The sequence below is a fragment of the Streptomyces sp. NPDC001890 genome (assembly GCF_042891445.1).
Taxonomy (GTDB): domain Bacteria; phylum Actinomycetota; class Actinomycetes; order Streptomycetales; family Streptomycetaceae; genus Streptomyces.
On sequence record NZ_JBIATE010000011.1, the window covers coordinates 208,607 to 221,396 of the forward strand.

Genomic DNA, 12,790 nt, shown 5'->3' on the forward strand with positions numbered 1-12,790 from the left:
CCTCATGATGCACTCATGAGGATTCCCGACCGACGGATCGAGCTCTTTGCCGGAACTGACAGCGGCAACCGGTTCAGCGGCCCTGCGACGGGGGGTGAACGGCCCATGCTCACAGCCATGCTGGACGCCCAGCGCGCCACCCTGGAGCTCAAGTGCTCGGCTCTCGGGCCCGAGTTGGCGATGCGGTCCGTTTCCCCGTCCTCGATTTCGCTGCTCGGCCTGGTCCGGCATCTCGCCGACGTGGAGCGCCGCTGGTTCCGGGCCGTGCTCGCCGGGCACGACGTCGAGCTGCGCTTCTCCTCGGCGGACGCCCCGGAGGGTGATTTCGACGGTGCGGTTGCTGCGCCCGAAGTCGTCGCCGCCTCCTGGCGGGCCTGGCGGGACGAGGTGGCCTTCGCGCGCGAGTTCGCCGCCGAGGCCCCTCACCTCGACGTCCAGGGCCGTGACGCCTGGCGAGGAGCGGTCTCGCTGAGGTGGGTACTCATCCACATGATCGAGGAGTACGCCCGGCACAACGGGCACGCCGACCTGATCCGGGAACGGATCGACGGAGCCGTCGGGGTGTGACCGGGGGCGGGCCCGGCCGGTCCACGCGCTGTCGGACCGGGCCCAGTCGAAAGGTCTGCCCGCTGTGTGCCACGAGGCGGCTGCCTCGTCGCCGCACTCGAAGAATGGCTGTGGCAGTCGCGGGCCGTCCCCGGCATCATGGATGCCATGGACACGCCGATCGACGACTGGATCACCATCGCGGCCTACGAGAACCTGCCTGGCCGCCTCCGCCCGATGGCGGCAGTCCGCGCTTGACTGCGCGACCGCGGCATCGACTGGATGCCCTTCGATCCGGACGAGATCCGATGCGGTCTGGCCTGCGGCATCGGCACTGACGGCCACTGGCACGGTTGGTTCCACATCCACGTCCGGGCCGACGCCCTCAGACGTCTCGGGCTCCATCCCGACCAGCCCACCGCCGAAGTCACCGGCACGTCTCCGCCCCGCTGGTGGCACGCCGCCGCGGAACGCAACCCTCACGCGTGGGCGCCGGCGAGACGGGCGGCTCGTCCGGACATGCCGCGGACGGGCGACGCCCGGTGAGACGCGCCCCGTACACCGTGCCCGGCGAAGGACGGCTCAGGGCGCCGCCGCATCAGTCCGTGCACCGTCCCCCGCGGGACGGTACGGGCCCGGATCCGGTCCGTTTTGAGCCGGTGCAACTCAGGGACATCCCCAGGTCGACGCGATATGCTGATGCAGATTGTGCAAGCCATTTGCAAAATGAGGAGGGTCATGGCTACGCGGGCGACCGATGCCGGGACGAACCAGAGCGTCGAACGAGCGGTCTCGGTACTGCGCGCACTCGACGCCGGCCGCGCCGAACTACGCGTCTCCGACGTCGCCGAACTCACCGGGCTGGGGTCTTCCACCACCTCCCGGCTCCTGTCCACCCTCGAACGGCTCGACATGGTGGAACGCGACCCGGTCAGCAACCTCTACCGCCTCAGCCTCGGGATTCTCCCGCTCGCCGCCACCGCGACCAACCGCCACCCCGTCCACCGCGCGGCCCGCATGGTCCTCCAGGACCTCGCGACCCGCACCGGACTGGGGGCCAATGTCGCCGTCCGCCGGGACTCCGAGCTGATGTTCCTGTGCAATTTCGAGGGGCACCGCGCCCCGAAGTCCTATACGCAGGCCGGGCACACGGCTCCGCTGCACGCCACCAGCATCGGCAAATGCCTTCTCACCGGCCTCACGCCCAAGGAGCGCCGCAGGCTGCTCCCCGAGCCGCTCGCGGCACACACCGACTACACGACCACCAGCCACGACCTCCTCGACGCCGAGATAGACACGGTCCGCCGCACCGGTTACGCGATCGAGGCCGAGGAACGCGCCCTGGGCCGCGCTTCCCTCGCCGCGCCCGTCCGCGACGCCTCGGGGGACGTGGTCGCCGCCATCTCCCTGTGGGGCCCGGCCTCCCTCCTCGGCAACCACGCCGAGACCAACGGGCAGCGGCTCGCCCTCACCCGTGAGGTCATCGAGGCCGCCGACGCCATCAGCCAGGCACTGGGCGTCCTCTGAAATCACACGGCGAAGGGGCCCGGTGAAGGTTGTTCGACCTTCACCGGGCCCCTTCGCCGTGCCGCTTACGCGCCGTACGCCTTGAACGCGATCACGTGCGCGTGCCGCGCGCCGTGCGTCGCGTCCACCACGAGCCGCAGCGCACCGGTGCGCAGGGGCCCGCCGTCCGCACCGTTCAGCGGGTGCACGCGGTGGCGGCGGCGGTTGCCCTCCACCGTCAGCAGTGTGCGCCAGGTGCCGTCGGGCTCGCGGCTCTGGAGGCGGTAGTCGCGGACCAGTTCCGGCATGACCTCGAACGGGGTGCGGTGGCGGTGCAGGTTGTTGAGGTACTCGTCGACGTCGTCGTCGAACACCACGCGGGCCTCGGTGAGCTGCTGCTCCTCGTCCCAGTCCAGGCTCAGCCACTGCTCGGCCCGGTCCGGGTCGGGCAGCAGCTCGGACGACCACATCTGCGGGCCTCCGTAAGCGCGCTGGAATCCGCCGACGGCCCGCTCGGGCAGGAACGCGGCGGTGTCCGGGGCCGCGCGGAAGCCGAAGGTCCGGCGGCGCAGGCCGCGGGCCTGCCATTCCAGGACCAGCTGGCCGTCCTCCTCCGGAATGTCGTGGTCGACGGCCGCATCGCCCTCGACCCTGCTGCGCAGTGCGAGGACGCCGTCGGTGCGCTCGGGGACGAGGACCAGCGCGGCGCCCGGGCAGGCGCGCACGATCAGGACGACGTTCTCCGGGGCGTCCGGGCGGTGGCCGAGGCGGGCCGTGACCCAGTGGGGGCCGTCGGCCGGCACGGTCACCGTGGTGGTGAGCAGGTGGTCGACGGGGACCGCGTTCTCGGGGCGGCCGGTGCTCCACAGTTCCACGGTGAGTTCGCTCGCCGGCTCGCCCGGGACGCCGTGGACGAGCAGGTCGACCGTGTCGAGTGCGGGGTCCACCGGCAGCAGCAGCGCGAGGTCGCGGGTGAGCGGGTACGGCTCGCCGGGTGCGGTCCGCGTGGGCTCGGCGGCCAGGCGGCTCAGGTGCGAGGAGGCGCTGACGCGGGCCGTGCGCGCCAGGTTGTCGGGGTCGTCGTCGTACAGGCCGATGACCGAGGCGTCCTGTCGCAGCAGGGTACGGCGCACCAGTTCGGGGTGTTTTGCGGCGAGTTCGCGCGGGGTGAGGCCCTCGGCGACACAGAGCGCGGCGGCCGTGCCCGCGGCCTCGCCGAGCGTGGCGCAGGTGGCCATGACACGGGTGGCGCCGAAGGCGATGTGGGTGGCGGAGATGTTGCGCCCGGCGAACAGGAGGTTCGTGACGTTCGCCGAGTACAGGGAGCGCAGCGGGATGTGGAAGATGCCGTCCGCGTAGCGCTGGCGGGCCCCGGGCTCGTCGGCGTACATGCCCTGCACCGGGTGGAGGTCCACGGACCAGCCGCCGAAGGCGACGCGGTCGGCGAACTGCCGCTGTTCGAGGATGTCCTGCTGGGTCAGCATGTGGTCGCCGAGGAAGCGGCGGTACTCGCGCTTGCCGGGGAGGCTGCCGACCCATTCCAGGGTCAGGTTCTCGGCGTCCGGGAACTCGCCGGAGTTCTTGATGTGGTCCCAGATGCCCATGATGACGGACTGGAGCTCGTCGCGGATGCGTTCGTTGTCGTGGACGGTGTCGAGCTCGCCGCCCCACTCGATCCACCAGTAGTCGCAACCGTTGTCGCCGGTGCGCAGGACGCGGTTGCGCAGGATGGGCGTGGTGGTGAGGTCGCGGGCGCTGGCGGGCGGCACGAACTTCACCGGCCGGCCCGTGTCCTTGGTGTGGAACAGGATCGTCGACCCGAGCAGCGCCTCGTCCTGCTCCTCGGGCGCCCAGGGCTCGCCGAACTCGGCGCGCGCCTCGCGGCCGATGCGGTGGTGGGCTCCGGCGAGGTGGCCGAGCAGGCCGTCGCCGGTGCAGTCGAGGAACTGGTGCGCGTGGAAGGTGATGCGCCGCTCGGAGCCCATCATCCAGCCGGTGCAGGAGTGCACCTCGCGTGCCTCGTCCGGGCCGCTCGCCTCGACCTCGCGTACGTCGGTGTTGAGGTACAGGTCGATGTTCGGCTCGGCCCGGACCGCGTCGAGGACCACCTGGTCCCAGTAGTACGGGTTGCCTTCGGGGTTGCGGAACTGGTTCTCGGTGTACAGCTCGCCCATGATGCCGGTCTCCCGGGCCCAGCGGTGCACGCCGTGGGCGGTGGCGCCGCAGACCCAGACACGGACCTCGCTGCTGGCATTGCCGCCCAGGACGGGCCGGTTGTTGACCAGCGCGACACGCCGGCCGAGCCGCGCCGCGGCGATGGCCGCACAGGTCCCCGCCAGGCCGCCGCCGATGACGGCGATGTCGTAATGGACCTCTTCTTCCCGCACGGTGCGGCCTCCTTGATGTGAAGCTCGGATTCTCTCCGCCACAGCGGAGCGGCCTTGAACGTACATCACATCCATATTGTGCAACCACTGTTCAGCCAGTGGGATGTGTTGTAAGTTTCCAGCGCAGCCGACGACACCGTCGCCGCGGGTCGACGGACCAGCTCATGGCAAGTGCGGCGACTTCGCCGGTGCCGTACAGAACCGGCGATTCGCTCACCAGCAGGGTTGACGCCGTCGCACGATATGGAGAACGATCCCGCATGCTGCAACTTGCGTTCAACGGAGCATGCAATGGCATTCACACAGGGCCTCGGGCGAAACAGGGGACGGGGCGACTCACCACTCGCGCCCGGCCGCGTCGTATCCGGCTGCCGGTGCACGGCCTTCCGTGCCACGCCCTGCAACACCGCTCCCGCCCCGTTTGAGAGGACACACCCATGAGTACGGCCGCACCTCCCCAGAAGGCCGCTCCACGCCGTGAGCGGGCCGGTGGGCGGCTCTCCAACGGCGCGTTCGCACTGCTGCTGACCGCCCCGGGGATCGCCCTGTTCGCGACGATCATCGTCTACCCGCTGGTCTCGGCCCTGTTCACCGGCTTCTTCAGGCAGGATCTGCGGCTGCCGGGCCGGGAATTCGTCGGCCTGGAGAACTTCGCCTACTGGCTGGACGGCGACTTCCTCACGATCCTCAAGCAGACGCTGGTCTTCACCGTCGGTGCGACGGTCGTGCCCTTCGTGATCGGCTTCGCGCTCGCGCTCGCACTGAACTCGGGCCTCAAGGGCAGCGGCTTCCTGCGCGGCCTGTTCCTGTTCCCGTGGGTGATCCCCGGCGTGGTGATCTCCTTCCTGTGGATGTGGATCTTCAACGCGAACTACGGCGTGCTGAACGGCATCCTCATGAAGGCCGGGATCATCGAGGAGTCCATCTCCTGGCTCGGCCAGCCCGGCACCGCCATGCTCGCCGTCATCATCACCAAGACCTGGGCGAGCTTCCCCTGGATGATGGTGATGCTGCTCGCCGGTCTGCAGACCGTTCCCAAGGAACTGCACGAGGCGGCCTCCATGGACGGGGCGGGCTCGATCCGGCGCTTCTTCGCCGTCACCTGGCCGCAGGTCCGCGGTGTCGCCTCGATCGTGCTGCTCCTGGAGTTCATCTGGAACTTCCAGCACTTCGACACCATCTACGTGCTCACCGGCGGCGGCCCGGCGGGCTCCACCGAGACCTTCGCGACCGCCGTGTACCAGACCGCCTTCAAGGGCTTCGACATCGGCCGGGCGACCGCGCTGGGCGGACTGTGGATGCTGCTCCTGCTCCTCCTCGTCGCCGTTTACCTCAGGATCACCGAGCGGAAGGGCGACGCCCGATGACCTCCACGACCTCCACCCCCCTGTCCGGCGCCGAGCGGCTGAGGCCGCGCACCACGTCCGCCGGGCGCACCTCACGGCGCCGGATCCGCAAGGACCTGCTGCGCTCGCGGATCGCGGCCTGGACCGCGGTCCTGGTGATCGGCGCCTTCGGCATGCTGCCGATCTACTGGCTGCTGGCCACCGCCCTGAGCAGCCCCGAGCAGACCTTCCAGTTCCCGCCGAAGCTCATACCCACCGAGATCACCTTCAGCAACTTCACGGCCCTCGCCGAGAACGAGCAGCTGATCAAGTACCTGGTCAACTCCCTCATCGTGGCCTCGATCACCGCCGTGCTGAGCGTGGTCGTCGCCACATACATGGGCTACTCGTTCTCCAAGTTCCGCTACCGCGGACGCCGGTCGCTGATGCACCTGGTGCTGGCCTCCCAGATGTTCCCCCAGGCGGTCCTGCTGGTGACGCTGTACGCCGTTTTCTCCAGCTTCGGACTGCTGAACACGTACACCGCCCTGGTGCTGTCCTTCACCACGTTCACGATGCCGCTGTGCGTCTGGATGCTGAAGGGCATCTTCGACACCATTCCGGACGCCCTGCTGGAGGCCGCGTCCATCGACGGCGCGTCCCGGTGGCGGACGCTGCACTCCATCGTGGCGCCGCTGGCCGCGCCCGGCATGATCGCCGCCGGCCTGTTCGCCTTCGTCCGCGGCTGGAACGACTTCATCTTCGCGGTGACGCTGGCCGACAAGGAGAAGCAGACTCTGCCGCCCGGCCTCGTCTCCACCTACATCGGCGAGTTCCAGACCGCCTGGCCCGAGCTGATGGCGGCCTCGCTCGTCGTCTCCGTCCCCGTGGTCATCGCCTTCATGTTCCTGCAGCGCTACCTCGTCGGCGGCATGACCGCCGGTTCGGTCAAGAGCTGAGCCGACGGGATCGTCCCGCCGAGTCAAGAGCTGAGCCCGCGGGATCCTTCCGCACCCTCCCCCCACGCCCTTCCCTTCCACCCACTCCCCCATGGAGAGACCATGACCACCTCTGGCATCAGCCGGCGCGGCGCGCTGCGCATGTTCGGCATCGGCGCGCTCAGTGTGGCCGGAGCCGGTGCGCTGGGCGCCTGCGCACCGTCCGGCGCCAGCACCTCCTCGAACGGAGGCGACACGAAGTCCAAGGACTTCGACTTCACCTCCTGGTCGCTCAACGAGGAGGCCGCCAAGCCCTCCATCGAGAAGATCATCAAGGCGTGGGAGAAGGCCGAGGGCTCCAAGATCCGCGCGGTCTCGTACCCGTACAACGAGTACCTGAGCCAGCTCACCCTCAAGCTCGGCGGCGGCGAGACGACCGGCGCGGTGCACCTCGACATCGCCTGGCTCGCCGCGGTGGCGCAGATGGGCAAGCTCGCCGAGCTCGACACCGTGGCCATGAAGGGCGGCTACACCAACGTTGCGCTGAACAGCGGCATGTACGACGGCAAGCAGTACGGCCTGCCGTGGAACACCGGCTCGATCGGCGTGATCGCCAACTCCAAGCTCCTGGCGAAGGCCGGCATCAAGAAGCACCCCACCACCATCGAGGAGTTCGAGGGCGCGCTGCGGGAGCTGAAGGGGCTCGGCAACGGCATCGTGCCCTACGCCGCGGCCACCAAGGTCGCGCAGCTCAAGGACATCTTCCCGTGGATGCAGACCTTCGGCTGCACGCTCATGGACGGCGACAAGGTGACCATCGGCGACGACGCCTCCGTCGACGCGGTCACCTGGTACAAGAAGCTGCACGACGAGAAGCTGATCGCCGCGGACGTGGACCGCTTCGACGCGCGTGCCCTGTTCGGGCAGGGCAAGGCCGCCTTCTACGACGACGCCATCATCGGCAAGGGCGTGACCTCTGCGCAGTCCAAGGACAAGACGCTGGCCGACGCGATGCAGCCGATGAAGCGGCCGGTGCTGAAGGCCGGTGACACGCCGCAGGCGCTGCTGTGGGGCGGCGTGATCGCGATCGTCAAGGGCAAGGGACAGGACGCGGCGACGGAGTTCGCCCTGCACACCACGTCCGACCGTGCCACCACCACCGAGTACTTCGCCTCCCGCGCCCTGCCGCCGTCCACCACGGCGGGCCTGTCCGACCCGAAGGTCGCCCAGGACACCTTCACCACCGAGTGGACCGAGAAGATCACCGACACGGCGACCGGCAGCCCGTTCTGGCAGTTCGCGCAGAACGCCCAGATCGAGGAGGCCGTGGCCAAGCAGGTCCAGGCGGTCCTGGTCGGCAAGTCGAAGCCGAAGGACGCGATGAAGAAGGCCGGCGAGGAGGTCGCCGCCCTCATCAAGCGCTGAGCCGGCGCGCGGCGCTCCGGGCCCGGTGAAGGTCGAAACGGCCTTCACCGGGCCCTTCGCCATGCCGCACACGCATTCCTCAGGACGTATTCAAGTTCCGTATTGTGCATCCTCTATTCATGATCTGGGATCTGCTGTAAATTCCGGGCGCAGCGGAGGGGGTGTTCCGGCCTGCGGGGCCACTCCCGTTCGCCTCACCGCCTCACCGCCACACCGCCACGAAGGAGTTCACCTTGCGACGTCCCACGGCACGCTCGTACGCCGCCTCAGCCGCGTCCCTGGCCGCCCTGCTCGCGCTCGTCCCGGCCACCGCCCGCGCCGACGGCACGGACCGTGCCGCGACCGCGGCGGCGGCGACGGTGATCGAGAAGGTCCCGTACACGATGGACTCGTCGAACCAGGCAGCCTGGTGGACGCCGGTCGCCACGTACAAGGGGCGCGGTCAGTACACGTACTTCGCCTTCAACGAGCCCGGCTCGACGGCCGCCACGCACCGTCCGGCGATCGCGCGGCGCGACCCGGATGGGCTGTGGAGCCGTCTGCCGCTGCTCGACAAGAGCGGACAGCAGGCCGAGTTCCCCGACGACAACGGTCACAACCAGGCGTCCGTGGCGCGCGACGGCAGCGGCCGTCTGCATGTGTTCGCCTCCATGCACGCCGACCCCTGGCGCTACTTCCGCACCGAGGCCCCCGGCGGGGACGTCACGGATCACGCGTCCGAACTGCCCGACCAGGGCGTGGGCATCACCTACCCGATCGTGACCACCGCACCCAACGGCGATCTGTACCTGGCCGCCCGTGTCGGAGCCGGTTCCGACAAGCGCCCCGGCAAGCTGTACCGCTGGGACGACGCCGCCGCGCGCTGGAGCGTGGTCGCCACCTTCGCCGACGCACTGAACCGCTCGGTGTACCCCGACGACCTGACGGTGGACGCCGGCGGCCGCGTGCATCTCCTGTACGAGTGGGCCAAGGCCCCGGCGACCGGGTTCCGGCACCAGCTCTCCTACCTGAGCTACGACCCCTCGACCGGCGCCTTCGCGGACAGCGCGGGCGCGGCCGTCACCACCCCGGTGACGCCCGACACGTCCGATGTGATCCAGGAGCTCACCACAGGTGAGGAATGGAGCATCGACAACGCCTACACGGGTCCGGCGGTGCAGAGCGCCAAGCTCACCCTCGACGGTTCCACCCCGAAGGTCGCCTACCGCTACCGCTCGGCCGACAGTGGCGGCAACTTCCGTGTGTACTACGCCTATCCGAGCGGCAGCGACTGGGTCCGCAAGACCGTGTACGCCGGCGGCCAGACCGCCGCGGCCCTCGGCATCACCTGGGACGAGACCGACACCAAGCGGATCTACTACGTCACCGGCTCCGGCACCGACCGCGTCTTCGCCGCGACGCAGACGGCGGACGGGACCTGGACCGCTCAGTCCGCCGCACCGGGCGTGAGCGCGGACCGGCTCGCGGTACGGCGGGACTCGGACGGCAACGATGTGCTGTACCTGCCGGACACGACGCACAACTCGCTGTACTACGGGCTTCGTTGATGCCCTGAAACGGCGGCGGGGAGGGGCGGCGGACGACGGACGCCGCCCCTCCCGCCCGTTCGGACCCTTGGACCGCGCCGCGTCCGTCCGGTGCGCCCGGCCGACGGCGGGGTACCTCCACCGGCTCCTGCAGGCAGGTATTGCTGTGGATCTGATGACAACGGCCGTGCTCGGACCCAAGAATGCGGGGAGTCGGTGAGGACAGGGTCACAGGGATTCAGGGGGAAGAGAACGTGCCGCAGGCCGGGGATGTACTGGACGGGCGTTACAGGTTGGATTCCCGGCTGGGCGCCGGAGGGTTCGGCACCGTCTGGCAGGGCCGTGATCTGCGTATGAATCGCGATGTCGCGGTGAAGACCGGGGTTCCGGACACCGTGGAGGACGCCCGCCGGTTCGTGCGGGAGGCGGAACTCGCCGGCTCTCTCGCACATCCGAACATCGTGACCGTCCACGACTTCGCCCACATCCACTGGGAGGGGCGGGAACTCGTCTATCTGGTGATGGAGTTGGTGCGAGGAGAGAGCCTCGCAGACGTACTTCGGCGGGGTCTCCCCGGCTTCCACGACTCCGTCGGCTGGGCCGGGCGGATCTGCTCGGCGCTGGAAGCGGCCCACTCGGCGGGGATCGTGCACCGCGACATCAAACCCGCGAACGTGATGATCGGAACGGCGGACACCCTCAAGGTCCTCGACTTCGGCATTGCCCGGCACCAGCTCTCCCGAACCGATCTCACCGGGAACGGCGTCATCGGCACCGCTCTGTACATGGCTCCGGAACGCTTCCGGGGCGCGGCGGACGCCCGCTCGGACCTGTACTCGCTCGGCTGCCTGCTGATGGAGATGTGGACCGGCCGGCTGCCGTTCCCCGGGACGTCGTGGCAGGAGCTGTACGCCCAGCACATCGGCGCCCCGCCGCCGCGGCCGAGCGCGTTCATCCCCTCGCTCTCCGCCACCGCCGACCAACTCGTCCTCGACCTCCTGGCCAAGGACCCGGCCGGCCGGCCGCCGCACGCAGCCGCTGTCGCGCAACGCCTGACATTGCTGGCCCAGGGTACCGAGCCCACCGCGCCGCGGCCGGGCACGACGCCTCAACCCCCCTCGTACACGCCCACGGTCCTCGACGAGGGGGCGGAACCGGTACGTGCCGCGCTGCGTCGTCGGCTGGGCCAGATCATGGCACTGCCCGACGACTCCGACCTCGGCGAGTTCCAGGAACTGATGGGTGCGCTGATCCCCGAGGCCCAGCGGGAACTGGGCCCGGACGACCCACTGACCACGGAGGCCGTCCTCGTCCGTGCCCGGCGGTTGTGGCGCCGGGACCCGACCGACACGGCTCTGGCCCGGACCGTTCCGAAGTTGCGGAGGGTCTTCGGCGATCAGGATCGGCGGACGATCGAGGCACGGGCAGTGCTGCTGGGGCACCGGATTCAGTCGGAGCACGCGGACAGGACTGCGGTGACGGCCGAGATGCGCGAGGTCATCAAGGTGGCGCAGGATGTGCTGGGCCCCTTCGACCCGGTCACCCTGCACGCCCGCGCCGAGCTGGCCACGGGCCTGTGCAAGGGGCTGTCGCGGGACAGGGCCGAGGATGTGAAGCGGCGAAGGGCCATCCTGGAGCGCTTGCTGCCGGACCTGGTACGTGGACTGCCTGCCGACGATTCCCATCGCCGTGACATCCATCTGACCGTGGCCGACGACGCCTACCTCATGCAGGATTACGAGACGGCCGCGCGGTGCTACGACGAATTGGCGGCCCTCGGCGACGGCGAAGACCGGGAATGGTCCGCGAAGACCGTCTTCGCCCACGCGCGCAGCCTCGGCGAGTCCGGTGAATTCGAGCGCGCGGCTGCCATGCTGGCGCAGCTGGGAGACACACTGGCCGAAGAGGGGAACGCCCGGAGCTACCTCGGGAGCGATGCGCGCCGCTTCGCGTCCCGCTACAGGCGACGGGCGCGCCGCCGCACCGATCAGCCCCGCGGCTGGTTCACGCGCGGTTGAGAGCCGGTCCCCACCATCCTCCGTGCCGGCCGGTCCCGCAGCCCGTCTCCCCGTGCACAACGGTCTCGTCCGGAGCGACCCGGGCGCCGCCTACTAGGGGTACGCGACGGTGATCCGGGGCTGCGGAGTGCGCCTTGCTTGTATGATCCCCGGCGGGACGGGGCTCGTAGCGCAGAGGTTGTCGCGCCTTCACCGCGTGTGGGAGGACGCCGGTTCGAATCCGGTCGGCCCCGTCCCGCCTTCCACCGTCACCCGCAGTGGCCACGTCCCTGACATCGACGGCGGGCACGGCAGCCGTCCGCATCCGTCCACGTCCGCGCCCCGGTTCGCCCTGGTTCGCCCTGGTTCAAAGGCTCAGCACGACGGCGGCACCGATACCGCCCACGAACAGCGCGAATGCGGCTTCCAGCCAGCCGCCCCTCCCCCAGCGGAACGGTCTGTCGAGGGCGAACCGGCCGGGACCGATGGCGGCGACGGCCAGTGCCACGACCGCGATGCATACGTTGTACTCGACGCCGCCTTCCGACGCCCACAAACCATGTGCCGCGGTGACGGTCGCCATGGCATTGATCATCACGCCGATCAGGGCGGCCGCTGCCAGTGGGGTGAACAGCCCCAGCGCCAGGCCCAGGCCGCCCAGGAACTCGGAACCACCGCCGATGGCGGCATAGACCGCTCCTGGGCGGTATCCCAGAGCGGCGAAACCCCTGCCCGTTGCGTCGAGACCTTCACCACCGAATATTCCGAAGAGCTTCTGTGATCCGTGCCCGGCCATGAGGAGGCCGAAGGTGATCCTGACAAGGAGCAGACCGCAGTCGCCGGCAGAGACCACGGTCGCTCCCGGAACGCGGGCCGCCTGCTGGGGCGGGGCACGCAGCTTCTCATCGACGAACTTCATCGCAGACTCCTTCTTCGCTCCGGACTGCCGCGGAGATTCAGTCGGACTGCCGCCCCCACCATCGAGCAGATGCGCGTTCTCGCATCGAAGTGCGCGAAGCGGATTGCCTTTCCATCGTTACCCCTCCTCCCGCCGGTATCGACCCCGCAGCGGTGGAGTGCGCGCGGTATCAGCAGGTGAAAGCCCTGCGGTCGGCGTGATGCGTCCTGCACCGATCCGCC

At 69.6% G+C, this 12,790-nt stretch carries 11 protein-coding genes and 1 tRNA gene; 10 read left to right on the forward strand and 2 right to left on the reverse strand.

The annotated features are described in order from the left end of the window. Positions 1-15: 15 nt before the first annotated feature. The 4 genes from ACFYY1_RS25545 to ACFYY1_RS25560 all read left to right on the forward strand — a co-directional run bounded on the left by ACFYY1_RS25545 (position 16) and on the right by ACFYY1_RS25560 (position 2,073). On the forward strand, positions 16-567 hold the full coding sequence (locus tag ACFYY1_RS25545) for a DinB family protein (RefSeq protein ID WP_388589563.1): 552 nt from the start codon (positions 16-18) through the stop codon (positions 565-567). Positions 568-633: 66 nt separating this feature from the next. Next, a complete protein-coding gene (locus ACFYY1_RS25550; protein ID WP_388589566.1) occupies positions 634-804 on the forward strand; it encodes a hypothetical protein in 171 nt (56 codons plus the stop codon). A gap of 24 nt (positions 805-828) precedes the next feature. Further along, positions 829-1,092, forward strand: coding sequence for a hypothetical protein (locus ACFYY1_RS25555; RefSeq protein WP_388589568.1), 264 nt, complete (start codon positions 829-831; stop codon positions 1,090-1,092). A gap of 192 nt (positions 1,093-1,284) precedes the next feature. Beyond that, entirely contained in the window at positions 1,285-2,073 is a 789-nt protein-coding gene (locus ACFYY1_RS25560) for an IclR family transcriptional regulator (RefSeq protein ID WP_388589570.1), read from the forward strand. 65 nt (positions 2,074-2,138) lie between these two features. Here ACFYY1_RS25560 and ACFYY1_RS25565 read toward each other — a convergent pair whose 3' ends face one another. Beyond that, the gene (locus tag ACFYY1_RS25565; protein WP_388589572.1) at positions 2,139-4,439 is read right to left on the reverse strand and encodes an FAD-dependent oxidoreductase; all 2,301 of its coding nucleotides are present in this window, start codon (positions 4,437-4,439) and stop codon (positions 2,139-2,141) included. A 437-nt stretch (positions 4,440-4,876) separates the two neighbouring features. Here ACFYY1_RS25565 and ACFYY1_RS25570 point away from each other — a divergent pair, with 437 nt between their 5' ends. The 6 genes from ACFYY1_RS25570 (at position 4,877) to ACFYY1_RS25595 (ending at position 11,904) form a co-directional block, all read left to right on the forward strand. Beyond that, positions 4,877-5,806: a carbohydrate ABC transporter permease gene (locus tag ACFYY1_RS25570; protein WP_388589575.1), complete on the forward strand. Its 930-nt coding sequence runs from the start codon at positions 4,877-4,879 to the stop codon at positions 5,804-5,806. Beyond that, positions 5,803-6,723, forward strand: coding sequence for a carbohydrate ABC transporter permease (locus ACFYY1_RS25575; RefSeq protein WP_388589578.1), 921 nt, complete (start codon positions 5,803-5,805; stop codon positions 6,721-6,723). The genes ACFYY1_RS25570 and ACFYY1_RS25575 overlap by 4 nt, the downstream gene beginning before the upstream one ends. A 102-nt stretch (positions 6,724-6,825) precedes the next feature. Further along, positions 6,826-8,127, forward strand: a complete 1,302-nt coding sequence (locus tag ACFYY1_RS25580) for an extracellular solute-binding protein (RefSeq protein WP_388589581.1) — start codon at positions 6,826-6,828, stop codon at positions 8,125-8,127. A gap of 233 nt (positions 8,128-8,360) precedes the next feature. Continuing rightward, positions 8,361-9,674 (forward strand): BNR-4 repeat-containing protein, encoded by a 1,314-nt coding sequence (locus tag ACFYY1_RS25585; protein ID WP_388589584.1) that lies wholly within the window; start codon positions 8,361-8,363, stop codon positions 9,672-9,674. A 182-nt stretch (positions 9,675-9,856) separates the two neighbouring features. Further along, complete coding sequence (locus tag ACFYY1_RS25590; RefSeq protein ID WP_388589586.1) at positions 9,857-11,671, forward strand: protein kinase; 1,815 nt, start codon at positions 9,857-9,859, stop codon at positions 11,669-11,671. Between the two features lie 159 nt (positions 11,672-11,830). Continuing rightward, a tRNA-OTHER gene (locus ACFYY1_RS25595) sits at positions 11,831-11,904 on the forward strand. A 113-nt stretch (positions 11,905-12,017) separates the two neighbouring features. On the opposite strand, the gene ACFYY1_RS25600 is transcribed toward ACFYY1_RS25595, so the two are convergent. Then, positions 12,018-12,569, reverse strand: a complete 552-nt coding sequence (locus tag ACFYY1_RS25600; protein ID WP_388589589.1) for a DoxX family protein — start codon at positions 12,567-12,569, stop codon at positions 12,018-12,020. Between the last annotated feature and the right edge of the window lie 221 nt (positions 12,570-12,790).

Bases quoted from the DNA above. Each gene is read 5' to 3' on its own strand.
- ACFYY1_RS25545 (WP_388589563.1), top strand. From the start codon at position 16: ATGAGGATTCCCGACCGACGGATCGAGCTCTTTGCCGGAACTGACAGC.
- ACFYY1_RS25555 (WP_388589568.1), top strand. From the start codon at position 829: ATGCCCTTCGATCCGGACGAGATCCGATGCGGTCTGGCCTGCGGCATC.
- ACFYY1_RS25560 (WP_388589570.1), top strand. From the start codon at position 1,285: ATGGCTACGCGGGCGACCGATGCCGGGACGAACCAGAGCGTCGAACGA.
- ACFYY1_RS25570 (WP_388589575.1), top strand. From the start codon at position 4,877: ATGAGTACGGCCGCACCTCCCCAGAAGGCCGCTCCACGCCGTGAGCGG.
- ACFYY1_RS25575 (WP_388589578.1), top strand. From the start codon at position 5,803: ATGACCTCCACGACCTCCACCCCCCTGTCCGGCGCCGAGCGGCTGAGG.
- ACFYY1_RS25580 (WP_388589581.1), top strand. From the start codon at position 6,826: ATGACCACCTCTGGCATCAGCCGGCGCGGCGCGCTGCGCATGTTCGGC.
- ACFYY1_RS25590 (WP_388589586.1), top strand. From the start codon at position 9,857: ATGCGGGGAGTCGGTGAGGACAGGGTCACAGGGATTCAGGGGGAAGAG.
- ACFYY1_RS25600 (WP_388589589.1), bottom strand. From the start codon at position 12,569: ATGAAGTTCGTCGATGAGAAGCTGCGTGCCCCGCCCCAGCAGGCGGCC.